The sequence below is a fragment of the Streptomyces sp. NPDC015131 genome (genome assembly GCF_043079975.1).
GTDB lineage: Bacteria > Actinomycetota > Actinomycetes > Streptomycetales > Streptomycetaceae > Streptomyces.
On sequence record NZ_JBIBVB010000005.1, the window covers coordinates 1 to 24,660 of the forward strand.

The 24,660-nt window shown below is 74.0% G+C and carries 22 protein-coding genes; 10 read left to right on the forward strand and 12 right to left on the reverse strand.

Annotated features, from left to right (window positions below; all coding sequences use genetic code 11):
- Positions 1-528 precede the first annotated feature (528 nt).
- Genes proC through ACF08D_RS20195 form a run of 5 tightly spaced genes read right to left on the reverse strand, consistent with a single transcriptional unit; the run spans position 529 to position 3,833 of the window.
- Positions 529-1,338: a pyrroline-5-carboxylate reductase gene (gene proC, locus ACF08D_RS20175; RefSeq protein ID WP_392224113.1), complete on the reverse strand. Its 810-nt coding sequence runs from the start codon at positions 1,336-1,338 to the stop codon at positions 529-531.
- Between the two features lie 58 nt (positions 1,339-1,396).
- The gene (locus tag ACF08D_RS20180) at positions 1,397-2,134 is read right to left on the reverse strand and encodes an ABC transporter permease (RefSeq protein ID WP_392224114.1); all 738 of its coding nucleotides are present in this window, start codon (positions 2,132-2,134) and stop codon (positions 1,397-1,399) included.
- Complete coding sequence (locus tag ACF08D_RS20185; protein WP_392224115.1) at positions 2,131-2,898, reverse strand: ABC transporter ATP-binding protein; 768 nt, start codon at positions 2,896-2,898, stop codon at positions 2,131-2,133. The genes ACF08D_RS20180 and ACF08D_RS20185 overlap by 4 nt, the downstream gene beginning before the upstream one ends.
- Positions 2,899-2,958: 60 nt before the next feature.
- Positions 2,959-3,474: a hypothetical protein gene (locus ACF08D_RS20190; protein ID WP_392224116.1), complete on the reverse strand. Its 516-nt coding sequence runs from the start codon at positions 3,472-3,474 to the stop codon at positions 2,959-2,961.
- A gap of 47 nt (positions 3,475-3,521) precedes the next feature.
- The gene (locus ACF08D_RS20195; RefSeq protein ID WP_392224117.1) at positions 3,522-3,833 is read right to left on the reverse strand and encodes a peptidase; all 312 of its coding nucleotides are present in this window, start codon (positions 3,831-3,833) and stop codon (positions 3,522-3,524) included.
- Positions 3,834-4,017: 184 nt separating this feature from the next.
- Between ACF08D_RS20195 and ACF08D_RS20200 the strand changes: the two genes are divergently transcribed.
- Positions 4,018-6,354 (forward strand): PQQ-binding-like beta-propeller repeat protein, encoded by a 2,337-nt coding sequence (locus ACF08D_RS20200; RefSeq protein ID WP_392224118.1) that lies wholly within the window; start codon positions 4,018-4,020, stop codon positions 6,352-6,354.
- Here the strand turns inward: ACF08D_RS20200 and ilvD are convergent, their stop codons facing one another.
- The 4 genes from ilvD to ACF08D_RS20220 form a co-directional block, all read right to left on the reverse strand.
- Positions 6,355-8,208 carry a dihydroxy-acid dehydratase gene (ilvD, locus tag ACF08D_RS20205; RefSeq protein ID WP_392224119.1) on the reverse strand — a complete coding sequence of 618 codons (1,854 nt, stop codon included), beginning with the start codon at positions 8,206-8,208 and terminating at the stop codon, positions 6,355-6,357.
- Positions 8,209-8,378: 170 nt separating this feature from the next.
- Positions 8,379-9,086 carry a TetR family transcriptional regulator gene (locus ACF08D_RS20210; RefSeq protein WP_392224120.1) on the reverse strand — a complete coding sequence of 236 codons (708 nt, stop codon included), beginning with the start codon at positions 9,084-9,086 and terminating at the stop codon, positions 8,379-8,381.
- Positions 9,083-9,889, reverse strand: a complete 807-nt coding sequence (locus ACF08D_RS20215) for a sugar phosphate isomerase/epimerase family protein (protein ID WP_392224692.1) — start codon at positions 9,887-9,889, stop codon at positions 9,083-9,085. The genes ACF08D_RS20210 and ACF08D_RS20215 overlap by 4 nt, the downstream gene beginning before the upstream one ends.
- A gap of 44 nt (positions 9,890-9,933) precedes the next feature.
- Positions 9,934-10,866, reverse strand: coding sequence for a Ppx/GppA family phosphatase (locus ACF08D_RS20220; protein WP_392224121.1), 933 nt, complete (start codon positions 10,864-10,866; stop codon positions 9,934-9,936).
- A 39-nt stretch (positions 10,867-10,905) separates the two neighbouring features.
- Here ACF08D_RS20220 and ACF08D_RS20225 point away from each other — a divergent pair, with 39 nt between their 5' ends.
- Positions 10,906-11,736: a hypothetical protein gene (locus ACF08D_RS20225; protein WP_392224122.1), complete on the forward strand. Its 831-nt coding sequence runs from the start codon at positions 10,906-10,908 to the stop codon at positions 11,734-11,736.
- Here ACF08D_RS20225 and ACF08D_RS20230 read toward each other — a convergent pair.
- Positions 11,733-13,517 (reverse strand): hypothetical protein, encoded by a 1,785-nt coding sequence (locus tag ACF08D_RS20230; RefSeq protein WP_392224123.1) that lies wholly within the window; start codon positions 13,515-13,517, stop codon positions 11,733-11,735. The two genes, ACF08D_RS20225 and ACF08D_RS20230, sit on opposite strands and share 4 nt — an antisense overlap.
- A 166-nt stretch (positions 13,518-13,683) precedes the next feature.
- On the opposite strand from ACF08D_RS20230, the gene radA reads away from it, so the two are divergent.
- Both radA and disA read left to right on the forward strand, forming a co-directional pair.
- Entirely contained in the window at positions 13,684-15,096 is a 1,413-nt protein-coding gene (gene radA, locus ACF08D_RS20235) for a DNA repair protein RadA (RefSeq protein ID WP_392224124.1), read from the forward strand.
- A gap of 516 nt (positions 15,097-15,612) precedes the next feature.
- Complete coding sequence (gene disA, locus ACF08D_RS20240; protein WP_156692999.1) at positions 15,613-16,737, forward strand: DNA integrity scanning diadenylate cyclase DisA; 1,125 nt, start codon at positions 15,613-15,615, stop codon at positions 16,735-16,737.
- 19 nt (positions 16,738-16,756) lie between these two features.
- Here the strand turns inward: disA and ACF08D_RS20245 are convergent, their stop codons facing one another.
- On the reverse strand, positions 16,757-17,608 hold the full coding sequence (locus ACF08D_RS20245; protein WP_392224125.1) for a hypothetical protein: 852 nt from the start codon (positions 17,606-17,608) through the stop codon (positions 16,757-16,759).
- Positions 17,609-17,743: 135 nt separating this feature from the next.
- Between ACF08D_RS20245 and ACF08D_RS20250 the strand changes: the two genes are divergently transcribed.
- The 6 genes from ACF08D_RS20250 to cseC all read left to right on the forward strand — a co-directional run bounded on the left by ACF08D_RS20250 (position 17,744) and on the right by cseC (position 22,992).
- Positions 17,744-18,421 carry a phosphatase PAP2 family protein gene (locus ACF08D_RS20250; RefSeq protein WP_392224126.1) on the forward strand — a complete coding sequence of 226 codons (678 nt, stop codon included), beginning with the start codon at positions 17,744-17,746 and terminating at the stop codon, positions 18,419-18,421.
- Between the two features lie 25 nt (positions 18,422-18,446).
- Positions 18,447-19,370 carry an A/G-specific adenine glycosylase gene (locus ACF08D_RS20255; protein WP_392224127.1) on the forward strand — a complete coding sequence of 308 codons (924 nt, stop codon included), beginning with the start codon at positions 18,447-18,449 and terminating at the stop codon, positions 19,368-19,370.
- A gap of 202 nt (positions 19,371-19,572) precedes the next feature.
- Positions 19,573-20,163, forward strand: coding sequence for a SigE family RNA polymerase sigma factor (locus ACF08D_RS20260; RefSeq protein WP_392224128.1), 591 nt, complete (start codon positions 19,573-19,575; stop codon positions 20,161-20,163).
- The gene (locus ACF08D_RS20265; RefSeq protein WP_392224129.1) at positions 20,151-20,873 is read left to right on the forward strand and encodes a hypothetical protein; all 723 of its coding nucleotides are present in this window, start codon (positions 20,151-20,153) and stop codon (positions 20,871-20,873) included. The genes ACF08D_RS20260 and ACF08D_RS20265 overlap by 13 nt, the downstream gene beginning before the upstream one ends.
- Positions 20,874-20,968: 95 nt before the next feature.
- Positions 20,969-21,673 carry a two-component system response regulator CseB gene (gene cseB / locus ACF08D_RS20270; RefSeq protein WP_392224130.1) on the forward strand — a complete coding sequence of 235 codons (705 nt, stop codon included), beginning with the start codon at positions 20,969-20,971 and terminating at the stop codon, positions 21,671-21,673.
- Positions 21,670-22,992: a two-component system sensor histidine kinase CseC gene (gene cseC / locus ACF08D_RS20275; RefSeq protein ID WP_392224131.1), complete on the forward strand. Its 1,323-nt coding sequence runs from the start codon at positions 21,670-21,672 to the stop codon at positions 22,990-22,992. The genes cseB and cseC overlap by 4 nt, the downstream gene beginning before the upstream one ends.
- 66 nt (positions 22,993-23,058) lie before the next feature.
- Here cseC and ACF08D_RS20280 read toward each other — a convergent pair whose 3' ends face one another.
- On the reverse strand, positions 23,059-24,615 hold the full coding sequence (locus tag ACF08D_RS20280; RefSeq protein ID WP_392224132.1) for an MDR family MFS transporter: 1,557 nt from the start codon (positions 24,613-24,615) through the stop codon (positions 23,059-23,061).
- Positions 24,616-24,660 lie beyond the last annotated feature (45 nt).

The window sequence follows — 24,660 nt, forward strand, 5'->3', positions numbered from 1 at the left end:
CATCCGTTGGATGGACGGGGTATCAACTAATCTGGCGTTGATTTTTGGCACGCTGTTGAGTTCTCAAGGAACGGACGCTTCCTTCGTACTCACCCTTGCGGGCTTTCCTCCGGGCGCTTCCCTTCGGTATTTCGTGTTTCCAGCTTAGCAGATCCTTTTTCCGTTTCTGCCACCCGCTGGAGCGGGCTGCCGGGCCGTTCTTCGCTTTCGCGTTTCCCTTTCCGGCGTTTCCGACTCTATCAGATCCTTTCGGGCCTGATTCCCAGTCAGAGGGGGTTGTCTTTCCGGCTGTTGGGCCGTTCCGACGAGTGAGACTTTAGCGGATTCCTCGGCTTCGACGCTAATCGGGCCTGCGCCCATTCGAACGCGGATTCCTCATTTCGCAAAAGCGCACGAAAGCGGCGCGACCGAGGTCGCTCGCTGGGAGTGGTTCTTGCGGAATGGCTGTCCGGGGACCGACCGGAGTCGACGCTCACGTCGGACAACCCGGAGAACACTACGGACGGGGTGGGGTGGTGTCAACCTCGGTCAGCCGTTGCCCGAGGCCAGCTCGCGGCTGCGGTCGCGGGCGGCTTCGAGGGCGGCGATCAGGGCCGCGCGTACACCGTGGTTCTCCAGCTCGCGGATGGCGCTGATGGTGGTGCCGGCCGGGGACGTCACGGCCTCGCGGAGCTTGACCGGGTGCTCGCCGCTGTCGCGGAGCATCACGGCGGCGCCGATCGCGGCCTGGACGATCAGGTCGTGGGCCTGGGCGCGGGGCAGGCCGAGCAGGATGCCGGCGTCGGTCATCGCCTCGACCAGGAAGTAGAAGTACGCGGGGCCGGAGCCGGACAGGGCGGTGGCCGCGTCCTGCTGGGACTCCGGGACGCGCAGGGTCTTGCCGACGCCGCCGAAGATCTCCTCGGTGTGGGCGAGGTGGTCGCCGGTGGCGTGGCCCCCGGCGGAGATGACCGACATGCCCTCGTCCACGAGGACGGGGGTGTTGGGCATGACGCGCACGACGGGGGTGCCGGCCGGGAGGCGTTCCTCGATGAAGGTGGTGGTGATGCCGGCCGCGGCGCTGATGACCAGGCGGTCGGGGGTCACATGGGGGCCGAGTTCGTCGAGGAGCCTGCCCATGTCCTGCGGCTTGACGGCCAGGATCAGGGTGTCGGCGCGCTTGGCGGCCTCGGCGTTGGTGACGGTCTCGACGCCGTAGCGGGCGCGGAGCTCCTCGGCGCGGTCGGCGCGGCGGGTGGTCACCAGGAGGTGGGCGGCGGGCCAGCCGGCCCTGATCATGCCGCTGAGCAGGGCTTCACCGATCTTGCCGGTACCGAGGACTGCGACGGTCTGGGTCATGGCCCCATCCTCGCACCGAGGGTGGGGCCGGTGCGGCGGTGTCCGGTGGGCGGGCGGTTCAGGGGGTGCGGCGGCGGAGGGTGGCCGCGCCGAGGACGAGGACGCCCAGGGCGCAGAGGGCGACGACCAGGGCGTCGCGGACGAAGGCGGCGGTCATGTCGGTGTGGCGGAGGACTTCGTTCATGCCGTCGACCGCGTACGACATCGGCAGGACGTCGGACACGGCTTCGAGTGCGGGCTGCATGGCGTCGCGCGGGGTGAACAGGCCGCAGAGCAGGAGCTGGGGGAAGATCACCGCCGGCATGAACTGGACGGCCTGGAACTCGGAGGAGGCGAAGGCCGAGACGAACAGGCCGAGGGCGGTGCCGAGGAGGGCGTCGAGCAGGGCGACCAGGAGCAGCAGCCAGGGCGAGCCGGTGACGTCGAGGCCGAGGACCCACAGCGCGGTGGCGGTGGCCAGGGCGGACTGGACGATGGCGAGGAGGCCGAAGGCCAGGGCGTACCCGGCGATGAGGTCGCCCTTGGCGAGGGGCATGGCGAGGAGGCGTTCCAGAGTTCCGGAGGTGCGTTCGCGGAGGGTGGCGATGGAGGTCACCAGGAACATGGTGATCAGCGGGAAGATGCCGAGCAGGGAGGCGCCGATGGCGTCGAAGGTGCCGGGGCTCCCGTCGAACACGTACCGCAGGAGCGTGATCATCAGGACCGGCACCAGGAGCATCAGGGCGATGGTGCGCGGGTCGTGGCGGAGTTGGCGCAGGACGCGGGCGGCGGTGGCCAGTACGCGGGAGGCGTTCATCGCTGGGCTTCCTGGAGGGCGGCGGCGGCGTCGACGAGGCGGAGGAACGCCTCCTCGACGGTGGGGGTGTCGTGGCGGCGGCGCAGGGCGTCGGGGGTGTCGTCGGCGAGGATCTCGCCCTCGCGCATGAGGAGGAGCCGGTCGCAGCGTTCGGCCTCGTCCATGACGTGCGAGGAGACGAGGATCGTGGTGCCGCGGTCCTGGGTGAGGCGGTGGAAGAGGTCCCACAGGTCGCGGCGGAGTACGGGGTCGAGCCCGACGGTCGGTTCGTCGAGGACGAGCAGGTCCGGGGTGCCGAGGAGGGCGACGGCGAGGGAGACGCGGTTGCGCTGGCCGCCGGAGAGGTTCCGGGCGAGGGCGTCGGCGTGCGAGGTGAGGTCGACGTCGGCGATGGCGCGGGTGACGGCTTCGGCGCGGGTGTCGCGGTGCGGGCGGCCGGGGTGGAGGACGGCGGCGAAGTAGTCGAGGTTCTGCCGGACGGTGAGGTCGTCGTAGACGGAGGGGGCCTGGGTGACGTAGCCGACGCGGGCGCGGAGGGCGGGGTCGCCGGCGGGGCGGCCGAGGACGCGGAGGGTGCCGGTGACCTTGGCCTGGGTGCCGACGACGGCGCGCATGAGGGTCGATTTGCCGCAGCCGGAGGGGCCGAGGAGGCCGGTGATGCGTCCGGCCGGTACGGCGAGGCGCAGGCCGCGCAGGACGGTGCGGTCGCCACGGGCGACGGTGAGGTCGTGGGCCTCGATGGCCTGACCGGTAAAATTCACCATGTGATGAATATTGCGCGTGCGGAGGCCGGGCGTCAAGAAGAGAAGAGGGGGCGGGACGCGTCAGGAGCGCTTGGGCTTCTTCTTCCGGCCCGCCGGGTTGCCCGTGCGGGAGGAGCGGCGCTTTTCGAAGCGGGCGAGGGCCGTCTCGTACTCCGCGCGCACCAGCTTCTCGCCGGGCGCCTCCACGAGCGAGCGGACGAAGTACGCGAGGAGGGAGCCGATGAAGCCGATCGCCTTCAGGCTGCGCAGCGCGTCCTCGCGGGCCGGGTCGGCGGGGCGGCGGGTGAAGCCCTGCCAGGTCCGGCTGAAGGCGATGGACGAACAGACGGCGAACATCACCACCAGCAGGGCGTTGACGAAGCCGCCCACGTCGGCGATGGCCAGGCCCTGGTACGCGAAGCGCAGGACGAAGGCGCTCGCGACGGCGCAGGCGAGCGAGCCGGCCGCGACCGCGGCGCGCCGCAGCCCGTAGCCGCCGTCGTGGCCGACCCAGGTCGTGCCGAAGAAGCGGAGGGGCTCGGGCCGCGGCCCGGCCGGGGTGGAGTGCGGGGCGGTCTCGCCGGTGTGGTCGCTCACGGGGTCGATTATCCCCGGGACCGGGTCACGCCCGGCGGTGGCCGGTGTCAGGAGCAGCGGACGGCGACGTACCCGTCGGTGCCGGTGTTGACGTAGGCGTCGGCGACGTACTGGCCATTGCCGATGTTGTCCCAGAGGTTGGAGGTGCCGTACGGGCCGCTGACCGTCGTCCCGGGCTTCTGGCAGTTGATCGGAACGCGTACGCCCAGCGGCAGCGTCTTGATCACGCTGTAGCCGGTGCCCGGTCCGCTGCGGACGTTCACCCGGTGGCCGGGGGCCACCGGGTAGCGCTTCACCGTGAAGGCGGCGGTCTCCGCGGCCTCGCTCTGCGCGGCGGCGTTTCTCTCGTCCGTGGCCATGTGGTCTCCCCCGTGTGCGTCGGTCGTCGGCGTGTGCCGTGTGCGTCGGTCGCCTCGTACGTACGCGTCAGTCGTACGGCGCGCGCAGGCTAGCAAGCCCCGGAGGGATCGCACGCACCATCGACTAGGCTCCGTGCGTCGCGCTGGACGCGGGACGCGCGCGGACGAAGACACGGGGGTGGCGATGCCGCCGTTGCGCAGCACGGGACCGGTCTCGGAGCCGGTACCGGGGTCGGTGCCGGAGCCGGTGCCGGGGTCTGCCTCACGGCCGTTCATGGAAGCGGAGCCTCCGCGGTATGCCGGGCGGTACCGGCTGGAGGAGTGCCTGGGGTCGGGCGGCATGGGGGTCGTCCACCTGGCCAGGTCCGCTTCGGGGCTGCGGCTCGCCGTGAAGGTCGTGCACGCCGAGCACGCGGCGGACGCCGAGTTCAGGGCGCGTTTCCGCCAGGAGGTGGCAGCCGCGCGGCGGGTCAGCGGGGCGTTCACCGCGCCGGTCGTGGACGCGGACCCGGAGGCCGGCCGGCCGTGGATGGCCACCCTCTTCATCGAGGGGCCGACTCTCTCCGAACGGGTCAAGCGGAACGGCCCGCTGGACGCACGGGAATTGCGCCGGGTGGGCGCCGGACTGGCCGAGGCGCTGCGCGACATCCACCGGGCGGGCGTGGTGCACCGCGACCTGAAGCCGAGCAATGTGCTGCTGGCGGCGGACGGGCCGAAGGTCATCGACTTCGGCATCTCCCGGCCGGTCGACAGCGACCTGCGGACCGAGACGGGGAAGCTGATCGGTACGCCGCCGTTCATGGCGCCCGAGCAGTTCCAGCGGCCCCGCGACGTGGGACCGGCCGCCGATGTGTTCGCGATGGGCGCCGTCCTGGTGCACGCGGCCACCGGGCGCGGCCCCTTCGACTCGAACTCCCCGTACGTCGTGGCGTACCAGGTGGTGCACAACGAGCCCGATCTGGCGGGCGTGCCGGCGGCCCTGGTGCCGCTGCTGCGGCGCTGCCTGGCGAAGGACCCGGCGGGGCGGCCCACCCCGGACGAGCTGATGACCGAGCTGCGGGCCGGTGAGCCGGATGAGATGGGTGAGCCGGATGAGAGGGGTGGGCTGGGCGGGGTTGGCGGGGCGGGTGCGGCTGGCTGGGCTGGTGCGGCCGGTGGGGGTGGTGCGGCCGGTGGGGTTGCTGCGGCCGGTGGGGCTGGTGCGGCCGGTGGGGCTGGTGCGGTCGGTGGTGCGGGTGCGACTGAAGCCGCACACCCGCCGCGCGCCGCTCGCCCGTCGCCCCGCGCCCGGTGGCGGTGGGTCGCCGGGCTCGCCGCCCTCGCCGCCCTGACCGCCGGCGGGGTCGCCGTCGTCCGGGACGGCCCGCCCGGCGAGGGCACCGCCGGGACCCGGGCGCACCCCGCCACGGCGGGCTTCCGGCACTGGTCCACCCCCCTGGGCGCCGGGGGCGAAAACCTCACGCCCCTCTGCTCGGCCGCCCCCGGCGCCCTGTACTGCACCGCCCCGGGCGTAAAGGCGGCCCGGCTGAACCCCCGGGACGGCTCGGCCGCCTGGACGGTGGGCGCGGCGGACCCCAACGACACAGCGCACCCCAAGGACGCGGCGGACACCAAAGACACAGCGCACGACGCGGCGGACGGCGGGGCCGACACCGCGCCCGTGCTCTGCGGCGGGCTGGTCCATGTGGTGGCCCCCGGGCGCGCCCGGCTGGAGGCGCTCGACCCGGGCACCGGCGCCACCCGGTGGGGTACGGACATCTCCGGCCACCGGACCGTCCTGCACGCCGGCGACGCGGTGCTGCTGGTGGCCGGGGACGGCACCGTACGGGCTCTGGACGGCGCGACCGGCGGCGAGCGCTGGACGACCCGGGGCACGCCCGGCGCGCAGTGGGTGACCGGCCCCGGCGGGGTCGCCTACGCGGCGGTGGCCTCGCCCGACGGCGCGGCCACGCTGGTGCGGGCGGTCGACGCGGCGGACGGGCGGGTGCTGTGGTCGCACCGGCTGCGCGGCGCCCTCAGTCCCGTACAGGCGACCGGGGACGCGCTGCTGCTGCTGTCGTCCGACGCGGACCTGTTCACCGACGCGGTGGTACGGCTGGACACCGGTGACCGCACGGCGCGGCGGGTGCCGCTGGCCGTCCCCGTGGACCAGGCGCAGGCCGCGCTGGCGGGCGACACCGCGTACGTGGTCGGGGCGGGCGGCTCGCTGGTCGCCGTGGACACGGCGGAGGGCGACGCCCGGCGGGCGCAGCGCTGGCGGCTGGAGACCGGGGTGACCCGTACCTCCCGCCCGGTGGTGGCGGGAGGGCGGGTGCTTCTGACGGCGGCGGACGGGCGGCTGCTGGCGGTGGATGCGGGGCGGGGCGTCCTGCTGGGGGTGACCAAGCCGCGTATGGACGGCGGGCGGTACACCTTCGCGCCGCTGCTGCCCGCGCCGGCCGTGGCGAACGGGGCGGTGTTCGCCACGGCGCCCGACGGGTCGGTCTTCGCCGTGGCGGCGGAGGACCCGACCCGTTGGTGATCAGCCGAGCTTGCTGACGTCCCGGACGGCGCCCTTGTCGGCGCTGGTGGCCATGGCCGCGTACGCGCGCAGGGCGGCCGAGACCTTGCGCTCGCGGTTCTTCGGGGCGTACGCGCCGCCGAGCGCCTCGCGGCGGGCGGCCAGCACGTCGTCGGCGACCAGCAGCTCGATGGTGCGGCTGGGGATGTCGATACGGATGCGGTCGCCGTCCTCGACCAGGGCGATCGTGCCGCCGCTCGCCGCCTCGGGCGACGCGTGGCCGATCGACAGGCCCGAGGTGCCGCCGGAGAAGCGGCCGTCGGTGATCAGCGCGCAGGTCTTGCCCAGGCCCCGGCCCTTCAGATACGAGGTCGGGTAGAGCATCTCCTGCATGCCGGGGCCGCCCTTGGGGCCCTCGTAGCGGATGACGACGACGTCGCCCTCCTTGATCTCCTTCAGCAGGATCTTCTCGACGGCCTGCTCCTGCGACTCGCAGACGACCGCCGGACCCTCGAAGGTCCAGATCGACTCGTCGACACCGGCGGTCTTCACGACACAGCCGTCGACCGCCAGGTTGCCCCTCAGCACGGCGAGGCCGCCGTCCTTGGAGTAGGCGTGCTCGGCGGAGCGGATGCAGCCCTCGGCGGCGTCGGTGTCCAGCGCCTCCCAGCGCTCGGACTGGGAGAACGCCTCGGCGGAGCGGACGCAGCCGGGGGCCGCGTGCCACAGCTCGACGGCCTCGGCGGACGGCGAACCGCCGCGCACGTCCCAGGTCTTGAGCCAGTCGGCGAGTGAGGAGCTGTGGACCGAGTGCACGTCCTCGTTGAGCAGCCCGGCGCGGTGCAGCTCGCCGAGCAGGGCGGGGATGCCGCCGGCGCGGTGCACGTCCTCCATGTAGTACGTGCGGTCCTTGGCGACGTTCGGCGCGACCTTGGCCAGGCACGGCACCCGGCGCGAGACGGCGTCGATCTCCGTCAGGCCGAAGGGGACGCCCGCCTCCTGGGCGGCGGCCAGCAGGTGCAGGATCGTGTTGGTGGAGCCGCCCATGGCGATGTCGAGGGCCATGGCGTTCTCGAAGGCGGCGAAGGTGGCGATGTTGCGCGGCAGGACGGACTCGTCACCCTGGCCGTAGTAGCGGTCGGTCAGCTCGACGACCGTACGGGCCGCGTTCTCGTACAGGGCGCGGCGGGCGGTGTGGGTGGCGAGGGTGGAGCCGTTGCCCGGGAGGGAGAGGCCGATGGCCTCGGTCAGGCAGTTCATCGAGTTGGCGGTGAACATGCCGGAGCACGAGCCGCAGGTGGGACAGGCGTTCTCCTCGATGCGGAGGATGTCCTCGTCCGAGATCTTGTCGTTGACGGCGTCGGAGATCGCGTCGACCAGGTCCAGGGTGCGGACGGTGCCGTCGACCAGGGTGGCGCGGCCGGACTCCATCGGGCCGCCGGAGACGAAGACCGTGGGGATGTTGAGCCGCAGGGCGGCGTTGAGCATGCCCGGGGTGATCTTGTCGCAGTTGGAGATGCAGATCAGGGCGTCGGCGCAGTGCGCCTCGACCATGTACTCGACGCTGTCCGCGATCAGGTCGCGGGAGGGCAGCGAGTAGAGCATGCCGCCGTGGCCCATGGCGATGCCGTCGTCGACGGCGATGGTGTTGAACTCGCGCGGGATGCCGCCCGCCTCGGTGATCGCCTGGGAGACGATCCGGCCGACCGGCTGGAGGTGGGTGTGGCCCGGGACGAACTCGGTGAAGGAGTTGGCCACGGCGATGATCGGCTTGCGGCCGATGTCCGCGCCCGGTACACCGGAGGCCCGCATAAGGGCGCGGGCGCCCGCCATGTTGCGGCCGTGGGTGACAGTGCGGGACCTCAGCTCGGGCATCGTCGCTCGCTCCGCTCGCTCCTGGGAAGGGATGTGTCTCCTTCGAGCGTACGCCCCGGCTCCAAGATCTGGACACGCTGTCCGCATGGCGGGACGCCGGGCTCAGTCCTCGGTCAGGTCCGAGTGGGTCCTCGGCCCGGCCCGAGTCGGGTCATCCGTTTCGGCCCGGGTCAGGCCCGGTCCGGACCGCCCGGGCTCCCGGTCCGGCCGCCCGGGTCGGGCTCGGTCAGGTACCGCTGGAGCGTGGGCGCGACCATGGCGACGATCTCCTCGGGCCGCGCCGACGCCAGGGGCTCGACCTGGACGACGTACCGCAGGAAGGCGATGCCGAGCATGTGCGAGGCGGCCAGCTCGGCGCGGAACTTCGGATCCGGTACGTCGAGGTCGGCGGCCACCCGCTCCAGCACCCGCCGCAGCACGAAGCCGCGCAGCACCTTGGCGGCGGCCTCGTGGGTGAGCGCCGAGCGGATCACGGCGAGCAGCGGGGCGCGGGTGGCGGGGTTCTCCCAGACGGACAGGAAGTAGCGGGCGAGCCGCTCGCCGATGCCCTCGGTGGACTCACCGACGACCGCGGCGACGACCAGCGCGGGCTCGAAGGAGACCTCGATCGCGGCGGCGAACAGCTCGTCCTTCGTACCGAAGTAGTGGTGGACCAGCGCGGGGTCGACGCCCGCCGCCTTGGCGATGCCGCGCACGGACGTCTTGTCGTACCCGCGCTCGGCGAACTCCGCGCGGGCCGCCTCCATGATGCGGGTGCGGGCGTCCGGGCCCCCGGCGTCCGCGGACCGGGGCGGCCGGCCGGGACCCCTGCGGCCCCCGGCACCCTTCGGCGCGGCCGGCCTCGACCTCTCCCCCGGCCCCTCCCCGGCGGCGCTCACCGGACGCGGGCGGAGGACGCGAGGTGCAGGCGGGTGAAGGCCAGCGCCTCCGCCAGGTCGGCCTCGCGCTCGGCCGCGGACATCGCGCGCCGGGTGTTGACCTCGATGACGACATGGCCGTCGAAGGAGGAGCGCGCCAGGTGCTCCAGCAGCTCGGCGCACGGCTGGGTGCCGCGCCCCGGCACCAGGTGCTCGTCCTTGGCGGAGCCCCGCCCGTCGGCGAGGTGGACGTGGCCCAGCCGGTCACCCATGCGGGCGATCATGTCCATGGCGTCGCTGCGGGCGGTCGCGGTGTGCGACAGGTCGATCGTGTAGTGGCGGTAGTCGTCCTTGCTGACGTCCCACTCCGGCGCGTACGCGAGCATCTCGCGGTCCCGGTAGCGCCACGGGTACATGTTCTCCACCGCGAAGCGCACATCCGTCTCGTCCGCCATCCGCCAGATGCCGTCGATGAAGTCCCGGGCGTACTGGCGCTGCCAGCGGAAGGGCGGGTGCACGACGACCGTCGACGCCCCCAGCTTCTCCGCGGCGGCCTGCGCGCGCTGGAGCTTCACCCACGGGTCGGTCGACCAGACGCGCTGGGTGATCAGCAGGCAGGGCGCGTGCACCGCGAGGACCGGCACCTGGTGGTAGTCGGACAGGCGGCGCAGCGCCTCGATGTCCTGGCTGACGGGATCGGTCCACACCATGACCTCGACACCGTCGTAGCCCAGGCGGGCCGCGATCTCGAAGGCCGTCGCCGTCGACTCCGGATAGACCGAGGCCGTCGACAGGGCGACCTTCGCATCCGGGATGCGCACCACTGATTCCGACGTTTCAGCCACGAGGGACAGACTACGGGCACCCGCTAGGGAGCCGGGAGGTGGTCCAGCCGGCGCAGGATGACGCCCTCGCGCAGCGCCCATGGGCAGATCTCCACCTCCCCGACCCCGAACAGGTCCATCGCGCCCTCCGCGACCAGCGCTCCCGCCAGCAGTTGCGGCGCCCGGCCCTCGGACACGCCGGGCAGGGCGCAGCGCTCCCGGGCGGTCATGGTGGCGAGCCGGGGGACCCACTCCTCCAGTGACGTACGACTCAGGACCCGCTGCACGTACAGGCCCTCGCCGGAGCCGGGAGCACCGGCCAGCCGGGCGAGCTGCTTGAAGGTCTTGGACGTGGCGACGACGTGGTCGGGCCGGCCGAAGCGGGTGAACTCCCCCACAGTGCGTGCTATCTGGGCGCGCAGGTGGCGGCGCAGCGCCTTCACATCGTCGGCGGCCGGCGGGTCGCCGGGCAGCCAGCCGGCGGTGAGCCTGCCCGCGCCGAGCGGGAGGGACACGGCCGCGTCGGGCTCCTCGTCCATCCCGTACGCGATCTCCAGCGAGCCGCCGCCGATGTCGAGCAGCAGCAGCTTCCCCGACGACCAGCCGAACCAGCGGCGGGCGGCTAGGAAGGTGAGGCGGGCCTCCTCCGCGCCGCTCAGGACCTGGAGGTCGACGCCGGTCTCCTCCTTGACCCGCTTGAGTACGGCGTCGGCGTTGGCCGCGTCGCGGATGGCGGAGGTCGCGAAGGGGAGGACCTCCTCGCAGCCCTTGTCCTCGGCGGTGCGCACCGCGTCGTGGGTGATGGTGACGAGCCGCTCGACGCCGTGGGTGCCGATGGAGCCGTCCGCGTCGAGCAGCTCGGCGAGGCGCAGCTCCGCCTTGTGCGAGTGGGCGGGCAGCGGCCGGGCGCCGGGGTGGGCGTCCATCACCAGCAGGTGCACTGTGTTCGAACCGACGTCGAGAACTCCGAGCCTCATGCCCCGAACGCTACTGCGCCGGGCGCATACGCTTGGTGTGTGCCCAAGACGAAGAAGGCGAAGCCCGCCAAGAAGCACGAGAAGTCCCCCGTTCTGCCCGTTGCGCCCGAACCGGGCGTGTCCGATGAAAAGGGCCTGGACTTCCCCCGTGCCTGGGTGGAGTTCCCCGACCCGGCCGACGACGAGCAGGTCTTCCGCTGCGACCTGACCTGGCTCACGTCCCGCTGGACCTGCATCTTCGGCAGCGGCTGCCAGGGCATCCAGGCCGGGCGGGCGGACGACGGCTGCTGCACGCTGGGCGCGCACTTCTCCGACGAGGAGGACGAGCAGCGGGTGGCGTCGCACGTGGCGCGGCTCACGCCCGAGCTGTGGCAGTTCCACGGCGAGGGCACCTCGGAGGGCGGCTGGGTGCAGCTCGACGAGGACGGCGACCGCCAGACCCGCCGCTGGCAGGGCTCCTGCATCTTCCAGAACCGGCCGGGCTTCGCGGGCGGCGCGGGCTGCGCGCTGCACATCCTGGCGCTCCGGGAGGGCCGCGAGCCGCTGGAGACCAAGCCGGACGTCTGCTGGCAGCTCCCGGTGCGGCGCACGTACGACTGGATCGACCGGCCCGACGACACCCGGGTGCTGCAGATCTCGATCGGTGAGTACGACCGCCGGGGCTGGGGCCCGGGCGGCCACGACCTGCACTGGTGGTGCACCTCCGCCACCTCGGCGCACGGCGCGGGCGAGCCGGTGTACGTGACGTACCGCCCGGAGCTGACGGAGCTCATGGGCAAGGCCGCCTACGACGTGCTGGTGGAGCTGTGCGAGGCCCGCCTCGCCTCGCAGCTCCCGCTGGTGGCACCGCACCCGGCGGACCCGGTCTAGGAAGCCGGCTCGGTGGCCGGGTCGGGCGTCGGCTCGGGGTCGGTCGTCGGCGGCGGGGTGTCCGAGGGCGTGGGGTCCGGCGACGGCGGCGGGGTCGTCGGGTCGGGCGTCGGCTCGGGGTCCGTCGTCGGCGGCGGGGTCGGGTCCGGTGACGGCGGCGGGGTCGGCGCCGGGGTGGTCGGCGCGGGCATCGTCGGGGCCGGTCCGGTCGGTACGGGCGGCGGGTCCGGCAGCGGGCGGGAGGCGCCGCGGCCCTCGATCCGCACCACCGCGCCCGCCGGGTCCACACCGACGCGGGCCGACCAGGCGCCCGCCGGTTCGCGGGCGTGGTCCACGAAGACGCGCACGGTGACCGACCGGCCGGGCGCGAGCGTCCCGGAGGCGCGGCTCGCGTAGAGCCAGGGCGCGTCCGTCCACAGCGACCACGCCACCGGGGCGCCGCCCGAGGCGGTGAGCGTCACCAGGGTGGTGTCGCCCGCGCCGGGCCGGGCGGTGACCGTGATCCGCCCCTGCGCGGCGCGGCCGGGGGCGGCGGGCGGGGGCGTCCCGGCGCTGACCACCTCGACGGAGACGGGCGAGCGGCCGGGGGCGGAGCGGCCGCCGGGCTCGGCCCGGGCGCTGCCGGTGTTCTCGTAGTACCCGGACGCCCCGTCCCGCGCCCCGCCGTCGGCGCGGGCGGCGTGGTCGTCCGCGGCCGACACCGGGGGGCCGCCGTGGCCCTCCCCGGTCACCGGCGCTCCCCGGTACGCCGCCCACAGGGCGAGCACGGGCGCCGCGACCACGGTGGCCACCACGGTCGTCGTCACCGCCCGGGCCCGCATCCGGTCGCGGCGCGCCGCGTGGTCCTTCGGGTCCAGGGGGAAGCCGTCCCGGCCGAACCGCGGGGCGCCCGCCCGCGCCCGCGGGACGCTCAGCATGGCGACGTACGCCGCCGCCCTCGGCGCCTCGACCAGCGGCAGCCGCGCGGGGGTGACCGAGGAGCCGGGCCAGGGCGCGACCGCCCCGGCGCGCTCGGCGGCGCGGCGGCAGCGCGGGCAGTCGTCGACGTGCCGGACCAGCTCGCGGCGGAGCGTGGCGGACAGCAGCAGCTGGTTGTCGCCGGTGAGCCGGGCGACGGCCGGGCACGTGCCGGTCTCCACGACGGCGAGCGCGGCGCGGGTGCGCTCCACCTCGCAGGCCCCGGCGGAGAGCAGCTCGCGGGCGGTGAACGGCTCCAGGCCGAGGACGGTGGCGACCTGCGGGGCGGCGAGGCGGTGCCGGACGGCCAGCTCCAGCGCCTCGCGCTGCTCGGGCGTGGTGCCGGCGGCCTCGGGCCAGGCGAGGAGGGCCAGGTCGCGGCGGCGCTGCGCGGCGGTCTCGTCGGACGGGCGGGGGGCGCCGGGGTGCGCGGGCGGGCCGGAGTGCGGGCCGGCGCACGGGGCCGGGGCGGGGCCGGCGTGTGCCCCCTGGCCCTGCTGTCTGCGGCGTCTGCGCTGCTCGCCCAGCTCGCGCAGGCAGGCCCAGCGGGCGAGTGCGTACAACCACGCCCTGCGCTCCGGCTCGCCGGCGGGGCACCGCCCGGACTGCCGCTCGGAGATGGCCAGGACGTCGCCGAGCACGGCCGTCGCCACGTCGTGGTCGCCCAGCACCGAGAGGCAGTAGGTGAACAGCCCGTCCAGATACGGCTCGTACCGCGCGGGCGGGCGCTGGGCCAGGGTGCGGGGCCCGGGCCGGGGCGCGCGGCGCGGCGCCCGGTGTGCGCCGGGGGTGTGCGTGGGGGGCTCCAGCCTGCTGCTCGTCACCCGGCGACCGTAGGCAGTGGACGGCACACCGTTCGTACCCCTTCCGCACTTTTAATCCTTACGGGTGAACGTATCCCTCAAAAGGGGACAGGAAGCGTGGATTCCGCGGCGTTCACCCACCCGGGCGGCGACGGCGTTGTCAGTGGGGCCCGCTACGGTCTTCGGCATGGCTGCCCGTACGAAATCCGCCAAGGACCGGCCCTCCTACCGCTGCACCGAGTGCGGATGGACGACCGCCAAATGGCTCGGCCGCTGCCCCGAGTGCCAGGCGTGGGGGACGGTGGAGGAGTACGGCGCGCCCGCCGTCCGCACCACCGCGGCGGGGCGCGTGTCCACCGCCGCGCTGCCGATCGGCCAGGTCGACGGCCGGCAGGCCACCGCCCGGACGACCGGGGTGGACGAGCTGGACCGCGTCCTGGGCGGCGGCCTGGTGCCCGGCGCGGTCGTGCTCCTCGCCGGTGAGCCCGGCGTCGGCAAGTCGACCCTGCTGCTCGACGTGGCGGCGAAGGCGGCGAGCGACGACCACCGCACGCTGTACGTCACGGGCGAGGAGTCCGCGAGCCAGGTCCGGCTGCGGGCCGACCGGATCGGCGCGCTCAGCGACCACCTGTACCTGGCGGCCGAGACGGACCTGTCCGCCGTGCTGGGCCACCTCGACGCGGTGAAGCCGTCGCTGCTGGTCCTCGACTCCGTCCAGACGGTGGCCTCCCCCGAGATCGACGGCGCCCCCGGCGGCATGGCCCAGGTCCGCGAAGTCGCCGGCGCGCTGATCCGCGCGTCCAAGGAGCGGGGCATGTCCACCCTGCTGGTGGGCCACGTCACCAAGGACGGCGCGATCGCCGGCCCCCGCCTGCTGGAACACCTCGTGGACGTCGTCCTGTCCTTCGAGGGCGACCGGCACGCCCGGCTGCGCCTGGTGCGGGGCGTGAAGAACCGGTACGGGGCGACGGACGAGGTCGGCTGCTTCGAGCTGCACGACGAGGGCATCACCGGACTCGCCGACCCCAGCGGGCTGTTCCTCACGCGCCGCGCGGAGGCCGTGCCCGGCACGTGCCTGACGGTCACTCTGGAGGGGCGCCGGCCGCTGGTCGCCGAGGTGCAGGCGCTCACGGTCGACTCGCAGATCCCGTCGCCCCGGCGCACCACGTCCGGTCTGGAGACGTCCCGCGTCTCCATGATGCTGGCCGTCCTCGAACAGCGCGGCCGGATCACCGCGCTCGGCAAGCGGGACATCTACTCCGCGACGGTCGGCGGGGTGAAGCTCTCCGAACCGGCCGCCGACCTGGCCGTCGCGCTGGCCCTCGCCTCGGCCGCGAGCGACACCCCGCTCCCGAAGAACCTGGTCGCCATCGGCGAGGTGGGCCTCGCGGGCGAGGTCCGCCGCGTCACGGGCGTCCAGCGCCGGCTCGCCGAGGCCCACCGGCTCGGCTTCACCCACGCGCTGGTCCCGGTGGACCCGGGCAAGGTCCCGCCGGGCATGAAGGTCACGGAGGTCGCCGACATGGGCGACGCGCTGCGGGTCCTGCCCCGCGCCCGCCGCCGCGCCGCGCCCGCGCAGGAGGCCGCCCCCCAGGGCTGACCCCGTGCGGGGCGCTCCTGCCGGGGCGGGCGGGGTTCGGTTGCGCCCGGTGGGTACGGTCGGGGCCCCTCCGGGCTCACCTCCTCGCGGTTGGCGGGGCACCCACCCGCGCGACGGTGCCGTCACTCGCCGCCAACCGCTGCGGGGGCGACCCTGCACGGCCCCTCCGCGCCGCGGTCGATCACCTGCGCGCCGCAGTGAATCCGGCCCGCGGACGGCGTACGGCCCGGGCCGCGGCCGTGCAGGGTCGCCCCCGCAGGCGCTGGCGGCGCCGACAGGGCTCCCTTACGTGTGACCCAAGGCCGCCGGCGCCGAGGAGGTGAGCCCGGAGGGGCCGGGGCCCACCCCCACCGGCAGGTACCGCACCCCGGGGCGAAACCGGACAAGTCCGCCGCCCTGCCCGCGCCGTGCACGGTGGGGCGAACCGGGGCGGAGCGGGCGGGAGCCCGACGGGCGTGGGCGGGGTCGCTAGACTTTGCCCAGGTCTCGCCCATCCGTACGAGCCGGAGGAGTGCAGTGGCAGCCAAGGACGGGGCAGCAGCTCCCGGAAAGTCCGGCGCGGGCTCCGGCAACGAGGCGCTCATGCGCGCCTCGCTCAGCGCCGTCGCCCCGGGCACGTCCCTGCGCGACGGACTGGAGCGCATCCTCCGGGGCAACACCGGCGGTCTCCTCGTGCTGGGCATGGACAAGACCGTCGAGTCGATGTGCACCGGCGGCTTCGTGCTGGACGTGGAGTTCACCGCGACCCGGCTGCGCGAGCTGTGCAAGCTCGACGGCGCGCTCATCCTCGACAAGGACATCACCAAGATCCTCCGCGCGGGCGTCCAGCTGGTCCCCGACGCGTCCATCCCGACCGAGGAGACCGGCACCCGCCACCGCACCGCGGACCGGGTGTCCAAGCAGTGCGGTTTCCCGGTCGTCTCCGTCTCGCAGTCGATGCGGCTGATCGCGCTGTACGTCGACGGCGAGCGGCGCGTTCTGGAGGAGTCGGCCGCGATCCTGTCCCGCGCCAACCAGGCCCTCGCCACCCTGGAGCGGTACAAGCTCCGCCTCGACGAGGTCGCCGGCACGCTCTCGGCGCTGGAGATCGAGGACCTGGTGACCGTGCGGGACGTCACCGCCGTCGCGCAGCGCCTGGAGATGGTGCGCAGGATCGCCACCGAGATCGCGGAGTACGTCGTCGAGCTCGGCACCGACGGGCGGCTGCTCGCCCTCCAGCTGGACGAGCTGATCGCGGGCGTCGAGCCGGAGCGGGAGCTGGTGGTCCGCGACTACGTCCCGGAGCCGACCGCGAAGCGGTCGCGTACGGTCGCGGAGGCGCTCACCGAGCTGGACGCGCTCAGCCACGCCGAGCTGCTGGAACTGCCGATCGTGGCCCGGGCCCTGGGGTACACCGGTTCGCCCGAGGCCCTCGACTCGGCGGTGTCGCCGCGCGGTTACCGGCTGCTGGCGAAGGTCCCGCGGCTGCCGGGCGCGATCATCGAGCGGCTGGTGGAGCACTTCGGCGGGCTCCAGAAGCTGCTCGCCGCGAGCGTGGACGACCTCCAGACCGTCGACGGGGTCGGTGAGGCGCGGGCGCGCAGCGTCCGCGAGGGCCTGTCGCGGCTGGCCGAGTCGTCCATCCTGGAGCGGTACGTCTGACCCCCGGCGCCCCGGGTGCTCAGTCCTTCGTCAGCGTGAACGACGCGGGCAGCACCTTCATGCCCGGCACGGTCGCCTCGACCAGGTAGGTGCCCGGCCCGGCGGCCGCGGCGGGCGGGGTCGCGCAGCGCGGCGCGCTTCGGCGGCGGTCCCACTCCACGGTGTGCGTCACGCTGCCGCCGGCCGGGACGCGCAGCAGCAGGGTGCCGGGGCCGCGGGGGCAGTCCTTGGAGGCCCAGACCTGGTCGGCCTCGTCGTTCTTGATGGTGAGGACGGCGGTGGCGGGGCCGAGGTCGGTCTTGCAGGGGGCGGCGGAGGTGTTGCGGGCCACGAGCTGGAAGCGGGGCGTCTCACCGGGCGCGTACCGCACCTTGACGCTGCGCAGCGTCAACTGGACCGAGCCCGGGGAGCAGTTGGGGAGCGGGGAGTTCGCCGGGACCTGCTGACCGCCGGCCGCGCCGCCGGACCCGGACCCGGTGCCCGAGCCGCCGCCGGCGCCGGACCCCGCGCCCGTACCGGAAGAGTCGCCCGGCCCCGTACCGCCGTCGGCGCCATCGCCCGCCCCACCGGCGCCCGGTGACGTGGTGTCACCGTTCTTGCCGCCGTCGGCTCCGCCGCCGGGACCCGATTCGTCGCGCCCGCCCGGCTGTTCGCTGATCGCCGGTCCGGAGCGGGACGGCCCGGGGGTGATGGAGGTGGCGGGTGCGGCCCCGTCGGAGCGGTCGCCGCCGTTGTCGCCCCGGTCGTCACCGGAACTGACGAACCATACGATCAGCAGCGCGAGCAGCGCGACCAGACTCGCCGCGACTGCCCTCCGTCGCCAGTAGATGGAGGAGGGAAGCGGCCCGACCGGATTGCGCAGAGATCCCACGGACCGAACTGTACGAGAGATCGGCGCCAACTCCCGCGCCACATGCCGCCCGTGCGCGAAGTTTTGCCGATCATCACACCCGAAGACCCGGGCTCGGGTCGGAGCGGCTCCGTGCGCCAGGTACCGTCCGTAGCCATGAGCCAGGACCTCTATCGCGACATCACCGACCTCGCCCACGACACGCCGGGCTGGCTGCAGCTCGTCGCCGAGCTGTGGACGGAGGCCGGACTGCTGCTGTTCGGTGTGCTGTTCCTCGCCGGCTGGTGGCGGGCGCGGGCCGCCGAGTCCCGTGCGGTGGCGGTGGCCGTGCTGGCGCCGCTGGGCACCGCGTTCGGTTATGTGGTGAGCGAGCTGCTGAAGTCGGTGGTGGACGAGGAGCGTCCGTGCCGCGCGGTGGCGGGGGCCGCGACGTCGCTGGTGGAGTGCCCGCCGTACGGGGACTGGTCCTTCCCGAGCAACCACTCGGCGATCGCGGGCGCGGCGGCGGTGGCCCTGGCGCTGGCGTGGCGCGGGATCGTGTGGCTGACGGTGCCGATGGCGCTGCTGATGGCCTTCTCGCGGGTGTTCGTCGGGGTGCACTACCCGCACGACGTGGCGGCCGGGCTGGTGCTGGGCGCGCTGATGGCGGTGCTGTTCGTGAAGCTGCTGACGGGGCCGACCCGGGCGCTCGCCGACACCATGCGGATGAGCCGGTCGGCGCTCGCGGCCTGGCTGGCCGGCCCGGGGCCCGCCGTCCCGGCGCCGCCCGCCGGTACGGGTGCGGGGCGCGCCGGGAACCGGCGGCGCCGGGAGCCGATGCACCGCCGTTCCTGAGGAACGTGCCAGGATCGGGGGTGCCATGACTGCGATCCCCTCCATCCCCGAGACCACGCCCGGGTCGGGGCCCGGCACCGACGGCCTGCACACGCGCGTGCTCGCCTGGTTCGAGCAGAACGCCCGCGATCTCCCCTGGCGCCGCCCCGAGGCGGGCGCCTGGGGGGTGATGGTCAGCGAGTTCATGCTCCAGCAGACTCCGGTCGCCCGGGTGCTCCCGGTGTACGAGCAGTGGCTGGCCCGCTGGCCACGTCCGGCGGACCTGGCCGCCGAGGCCCCCGGTGAGGCGGTGCGCGCCTGGGGCCGCCTGGGCTATCCGCGCCGGGCGCTGCGCCTGCACGGCGCGGCGGTGGCGATAACGGAACGGCACGGCGGCGACGTACCGCGTGAGCACGCCCAGCTGCTCGCGCTGCCCGGCATCGGCGAGTACACGGCGGCGGCGGTGGCCTCGTTCGCGTACGGGCAGCGCCATGCGGTGCTGGACACCAATGTGCGACGGGTCCTGGCCCGGTCGGTGACCGGGGTGCAGTATCCGCCGAACGCGACGACGGCCGCCGAGCGGAAGCTGGCGCGGGCGCTGCTGCCGGACGACGAGCGGACGGCGGCGCGCTGGGCGGCGGCGTCGATGGAGCTGGGCGCGCTGGTGTGCACGGCGCGGGGCGAGGACTGCGCCCGGTGCCCGATCGCCGGGCAGTGCGCCTGGCGGCTGGCGGGCAAGCCGGCGCACGACGGCCCGGCGCGGCGCGGTCAGACGTACGCGGGCACGGACCGCCAGGTGCGCGGCCGGCTGCTGGCGGTGCTGCGCGACGCGGTGGGGCCGGTGGAGCAGGCCGCGCTGGACGCGGTGTGGCACGAGCCGGTGCAGCGGGCCCGCGCGCTGGACGGGCTGGTGGCGGACGGTCTGGTGGAGCCGCTGGAGGGCGGCCGGTACCGGCTTCCGGCGGGCTGACCGCCCGGCGGGCGAGGGCGCCGGTGACCGCCGGCGCCCCCCGGCGCCCCTCCGCCGTGATGTGACAGCACCGCTGTTACACAACCGATGGCTGGCCGTGCGTCCTCCGACGTCCTGCGCGGACAGCGCCGTGACACGAGATCCGTAGCGTCTCCGTTCGACAGCAAGACCGGGGAAAAACGGGGATCGGAGGCGGTTCGGGATGACGCACGGCGAGGTGCTCGAATTCGAGGAGTACGTACGCACGCGGCAGGACGCGCTGCTGCGCAGCGCCCGGCGCCTCGTCCCGGACCCGGTGGACGCGCAGGACCTGCTGCAGACCGCGCTGGCGCGTACGTACGGCCGCTGGGACGGCATAGCGGACAAGTCCCTCGCCGACGCCTACCTGCGCCGCGTCATGATCAACACCCGTACGGAGTGGTGGCGGGCCCGGAAGCTGGAGGAGGTGCCCACCGAGCAGCTGCCCGACGCGTCCGTCGACGACGCGACCGAGCAGCACGCCGACCGGGCCCTGCTGATGGACATCCTGAAGGTGCTGGCGCCCAAGCAGCGCAGCGTCGTGGTGCTGCGGCACTGGGAGCAGATGAGCACCGAGGAGACGGCCGCCGCGCTCGGCATGTCGACCGGTACGGTGAAGTCCACGCTCCACCGGGCGCTGGCCCGGCTCCGCCAGGAGCTGGAGAGCAGGGCCGCCGACGCCGACGCCGGTACCCGGGCCCCGGAGCGTGCCGGCCGGGTGGAGCGCCTGGCCGGACGTGGCCACGAACGGGGGCGGGAGCGGTGCGCGGCCTGAGCGCCAGGGACAACGGCAGGGACGACAACGGCAGAGACCCGAGCGGCACCGGGGGCATCCGGGCGGCGGGCACCGCGGCGGTCGCGGTGGCCGTCGCCGTCGGCCTGTTGACGGCCGGGTGCTCCACCGGCGGCACGGGCACCCGCGACGAGGGCGCGGCCCGCGCGGACGCGGGAACGCCGTCGAGCGCGCCCGCCCCGTCGACGGCCGGGTCGTCCCCCCTGAAGAAGGTGGACGCGGTCCGGCTGATCAAGAACGACCCCAAGGTGAGCGCCCGGGTCAAGGACGAGCTGAAGCCGTGCGCGGAGGACGCCTACCCGGTCGACACCTCGTACGGCAGCCTGACCGACTCGGGCGCGCCGGATGTCGTGGTGAACGTCCTGACCTGCGGGGACGCCGTGGGCGTGGGCACGTATGTGTACCGCGCGGGGGAGGCCAAGGACGACGCCAAGGGCACCGCGTACGAGAATGTCTTCGCCCTGGAGGAGCCGGCGGTCTACTCGGCGATCGACCGGGGCGACCTGGTGGTCACCAAGCAGGTGTACGCGGAGGACGACCCGGTGTCGTACCCCTCGGGCGAGGACGTGATCACCTACCGGTGGGCGGGGAACAAGTTCTCCGAGCACGACCGGGTGCACAACGAGTACAGCAAGACGGTCGACGGCGGCCTGGAGGCCCCGGACGAGCCGTCCGCGCCCAGCAAGAGCTGACCCGCGGGCGCGCCGGCCGGGCGCGGCCCGGTAGCGGCCGGGCAGCAGCCGAAAAGCCGACGACAGCCGACGAGAGCCAGGGAGAGAAGACGTCGATGGCGGAGACCCGTGTCCTGTTCGTGGAGGACGACGACGTCATTCGTGAGGCCACCCAGCTCGCCCTGGAGCGCGACGGCTTCGCGGTGACCGCCATGCCGGACGGGCTGTCCGGGCTGGAGGCGTTCCGCGAGCGGCGGCCGGACATCGCGCTGCTGGACGTGATGCTGCCCGGCATGGACGGCGTGAGCCTGTGCCGGCGCATCCGCGACGAGTCGACGGTGCCGGTGATCATGCTGTCGGCCCGCGCCGACTCGATCGACGTGGTGCTGGGCCTGGAGGCGGGCGCCGACGACTATGTGACCAAGCCCTTCGACGGCGCCGTGCTGATGGCCCGCATCCGCGCGGTGCTGCGCCGCTTCGGGCACGCGGGCGGCCCGGCGGGCGGCGGGGACGCCGACGCGTCGGTGCGGGAGGGCGGGGTGCTCGTCTTCGGCGACCTGGAGGTCGACACCGACGGCATGGAGGTCCGCAGGGGCGGCGCCCCGGTGGCGCTCACCCCGACCGAGATGCGGCTGCTGCTGGAGTTCTCGTCGGCGCCGGGCACGGTGCTGTCGCGGGACAAGCTGCTGGAGCGGGTCTGGGACTACGGCTGGGGCGGCGACACCCGGGTCGTGGACGTGCATGTGCAGCGGCTGCGCACCAAGATCGGCCAGGACCGGATCGAGACGGTCCGCGGCTTCGGCTACAAGCTCAAGGGATGAGGACGCCCGCGCTGCGCACCGGGGTCCGGTGGAAGATCTCGATCGCCATCGCCGCCGTGGGCGCGCTGGTGGCGGTGGCGCTCAGCCTCGTCGTCCACAACGCCGCCCGGGTTTCGATGCTCGGCAACGCCCGTGACGTGCAGATGGAGCGGCTGCTGTTCGCGCAGCGGATGTACGAGGCGGCCAAGCCGAAGACCGACCCGAAGTTCGGCGCCAAGCTCAACGACCCGGCGCTGCCGTCGCAGCTGGACGACCTGATGCGGGAGCGGCGGCGCGGGACGTATGTGCAGGAGCACGAGGAGGGCCCGCCGGACGTGTGGGCGGCGGTGCCGCTGGGGAACGGGGACGTGCTGTCCCTGCACAGCCAGTTCGCCAGCCGTTCCACGACGATCATGCGGGACCTGGACGAGGCGCTGGTCGTCGGCTCGGTGTCGGTGGTCTTCGGCGGCTGCGCGCTGGGCGTCCTGATCGGCGGCCAGCTGTCGCGCCGGCTGCGCAAGGCGGCCACCGCGGCCGGGAAGGTCGCCCAGGGCAATACGGAGGTCCGGGTCCGGGACGCCATCGGCGGTGTCGTACGCGACGAGACGGACGAGCTGGCGCGGGCGGTGGACGCGCTGACGGACGCGCTGAACGAGCGGATCGAGGCCGAGCGGCGGGTCACCGCGGACATCGCGCACGAGCTGCGCACCCCGGTGACCGGGCTGCTGACGGCGGCCGAGCTGCTGCCGCCCGGCCGGCCGGCCGAGCTGGTGCGGGACCGGGCGCAGGCGATGCGCACCCTGGTGGAGGACGTGCTGGAGGTGGCCCGGCTGGACAGCGCCTCCGAGCGGGCCGAGCTGCAGGAGATCGCGCTGGGCGAGTTCGTGGAGCGGCGGGTGGTGGCGCTGGACCCGGACGCGGTGGTGCGGGTGGTGCACGAGTCGTGGGTGAACACCGATCCGCGGCGGCTGGAGCGGATCCTGGGGAACCTGCTGGCCAATGCCGCCAAGCACGGCGGGGGGCCGGTGGAGGTCACGGTCGAGGGCCGGGTGGTACGGGTCCGCGACCACGGGCCGGGTTTCCCGGAGGCCCTGCTGCGGGAGGGCCCGAGCCGCTTCCGTACGGGGACGAGCGACCGCGCCGGGCAGGGCCACGGGCTGGGGCTGACCATCGCGGCCGGCCAGGCGCGGGTGCTGGGCGCGCGGCTCACCTTCCGCAACGCCGCCCCGACCGGTACGGCGCCGGGGTCGGGGGGCGCGATCGCGGTGCTGTGGCTGCCGGAGCACGCCCCGACGACGACGGGCAGCTTCCCGATACTGCGCCTGCCGGACGCGCGCTGACGGCGGCGGCCCCTTGGTCGCGGGGCCGCCGCCGGTCGTGTCGTGCGGCGGTCTCGGCGGCCGGTACTACTCGGCGGCCGGGGCGTCGGGGCCGGGGCCGGCGCCCTTGAGCGGGACCTCCTTGACGAAGAACGCCGCCAGGAAGCCGAGGACCGCGACCGCCGCGCCCACCAGGAACGCCAGGTGGATGCCGGAGGACACCGCGAGCTGGTACGCCTCGCGCACCGGGTCCGGCAGCTGCGCCAGGGCGTCCGCGGTGAGCTGGGCCGACTGCTCGGTGGCGGCGCCGCCTCCCCGTACCGCCATCTCGTCCTGCACCCGCCCGGTGAACAGCGCGCCCATGACGGCGACGCCGAAGGACGAGCCGAGCGTACGGAAGAGGGTGGTGGACGAGGAGGCCACGCCCATGTCCTTCATCTCGACGCTGTTCTGCGCGACGAGCATGGTGATCTGCATCAGGAAGCCCATGCCCGCGCCGAGGACGGCCATGTAGACGCCCGAGGTCAGGCGGGAGGTGCCGGTGTCCATCTGGGCGAGCAGGAAGAGGCCGAGGACCATCAGAGCGCCGCCCGCGATGGGGAAGATCTTGTACTTGCCGGTGTTGGTGGTCACCCGGCCGGCGATCAGCGAGACGGCCATCATGGCCAGCAGCATCGGCAGGAGCAGCAGGCCGGAGTTGGTGGCGGAGGCGCCCTGCACGGACTGCTGGTACAGCGGCAGGAAGAGCGTGGCGCCGAACATCACGAAGCCTGTGAGGAAGCCGATCACGGACATCAGCGTGAAGTTGCGGCTGCGGAAGATGTGCAGCGGCATGATCGGCTCGGGCGCGCGGGTCTGCACGTACAGGAAGGCGGCGAGGGTGGTGACGCCGAGGGCGCTCAGCCCGGTGATGACGGGGGAGCCCCAGGCGTACTCGGTGCCGCCCCAGGTGGTGACCAGGACGATCGCGGTGATGCCGACGGTGAGCAGCGCCGCGCCGAGGTAGTCGATCCGGGGCCGGCGGTCGCGCTGCTGCCGCGGGAGGTGCAGGACGGCGGTGACCATGGCGAGGGCGACGGCGCCGAGCGGCAGGTTGATGTAGAAGGACCAGCGCCAGCCCCAGTGGTCGGTGATGGTGCCGCCGACGAGCGGGCCGCCGATCATGGCGAGGGCCATGACGCCGGCCATCATGCCCTGGTACTTGCCGCGCTCCCGCGGGGGTATCAGGTCGCCGATGATCGCCATGACGCCGACCATCAGGCCGCCGGCGCCCAGGCCCTGCACGGCCCGGAAGCCGATGAGCTGGCCCATGTCCTGGGCCATGCCGCTGAGCGCCGAGCCGATGAGGAAGATGACGATGGAGGCGAGGAAGGTGCTCTTGCGGCCGTAGAGGTCGCCGAGCTTGCCCCAGATCGGGGTGGAGGCGGCGGTGGCGAGGGTGTAGGCGGTGACGACCCAGGAGAGGTGGGCGAGGCCGCCCAGCTCGCCGACGATCGTCGGCATGGCGGTGCCGATGATCATGTTGTCGAGCATCGCCAGCAGCATGGCGATCATCAGGGCGAGCAGGACCACCCGGACGCTGCGCTGGGGTCTGTCCCGCTTCTCCTCCACCGGTTTCGCCGCCGCTTCACTCAGCTGGGTCACGATCCACTCCCGTTACTTACTTGCCGCCCGGCTAGTTACTAGACT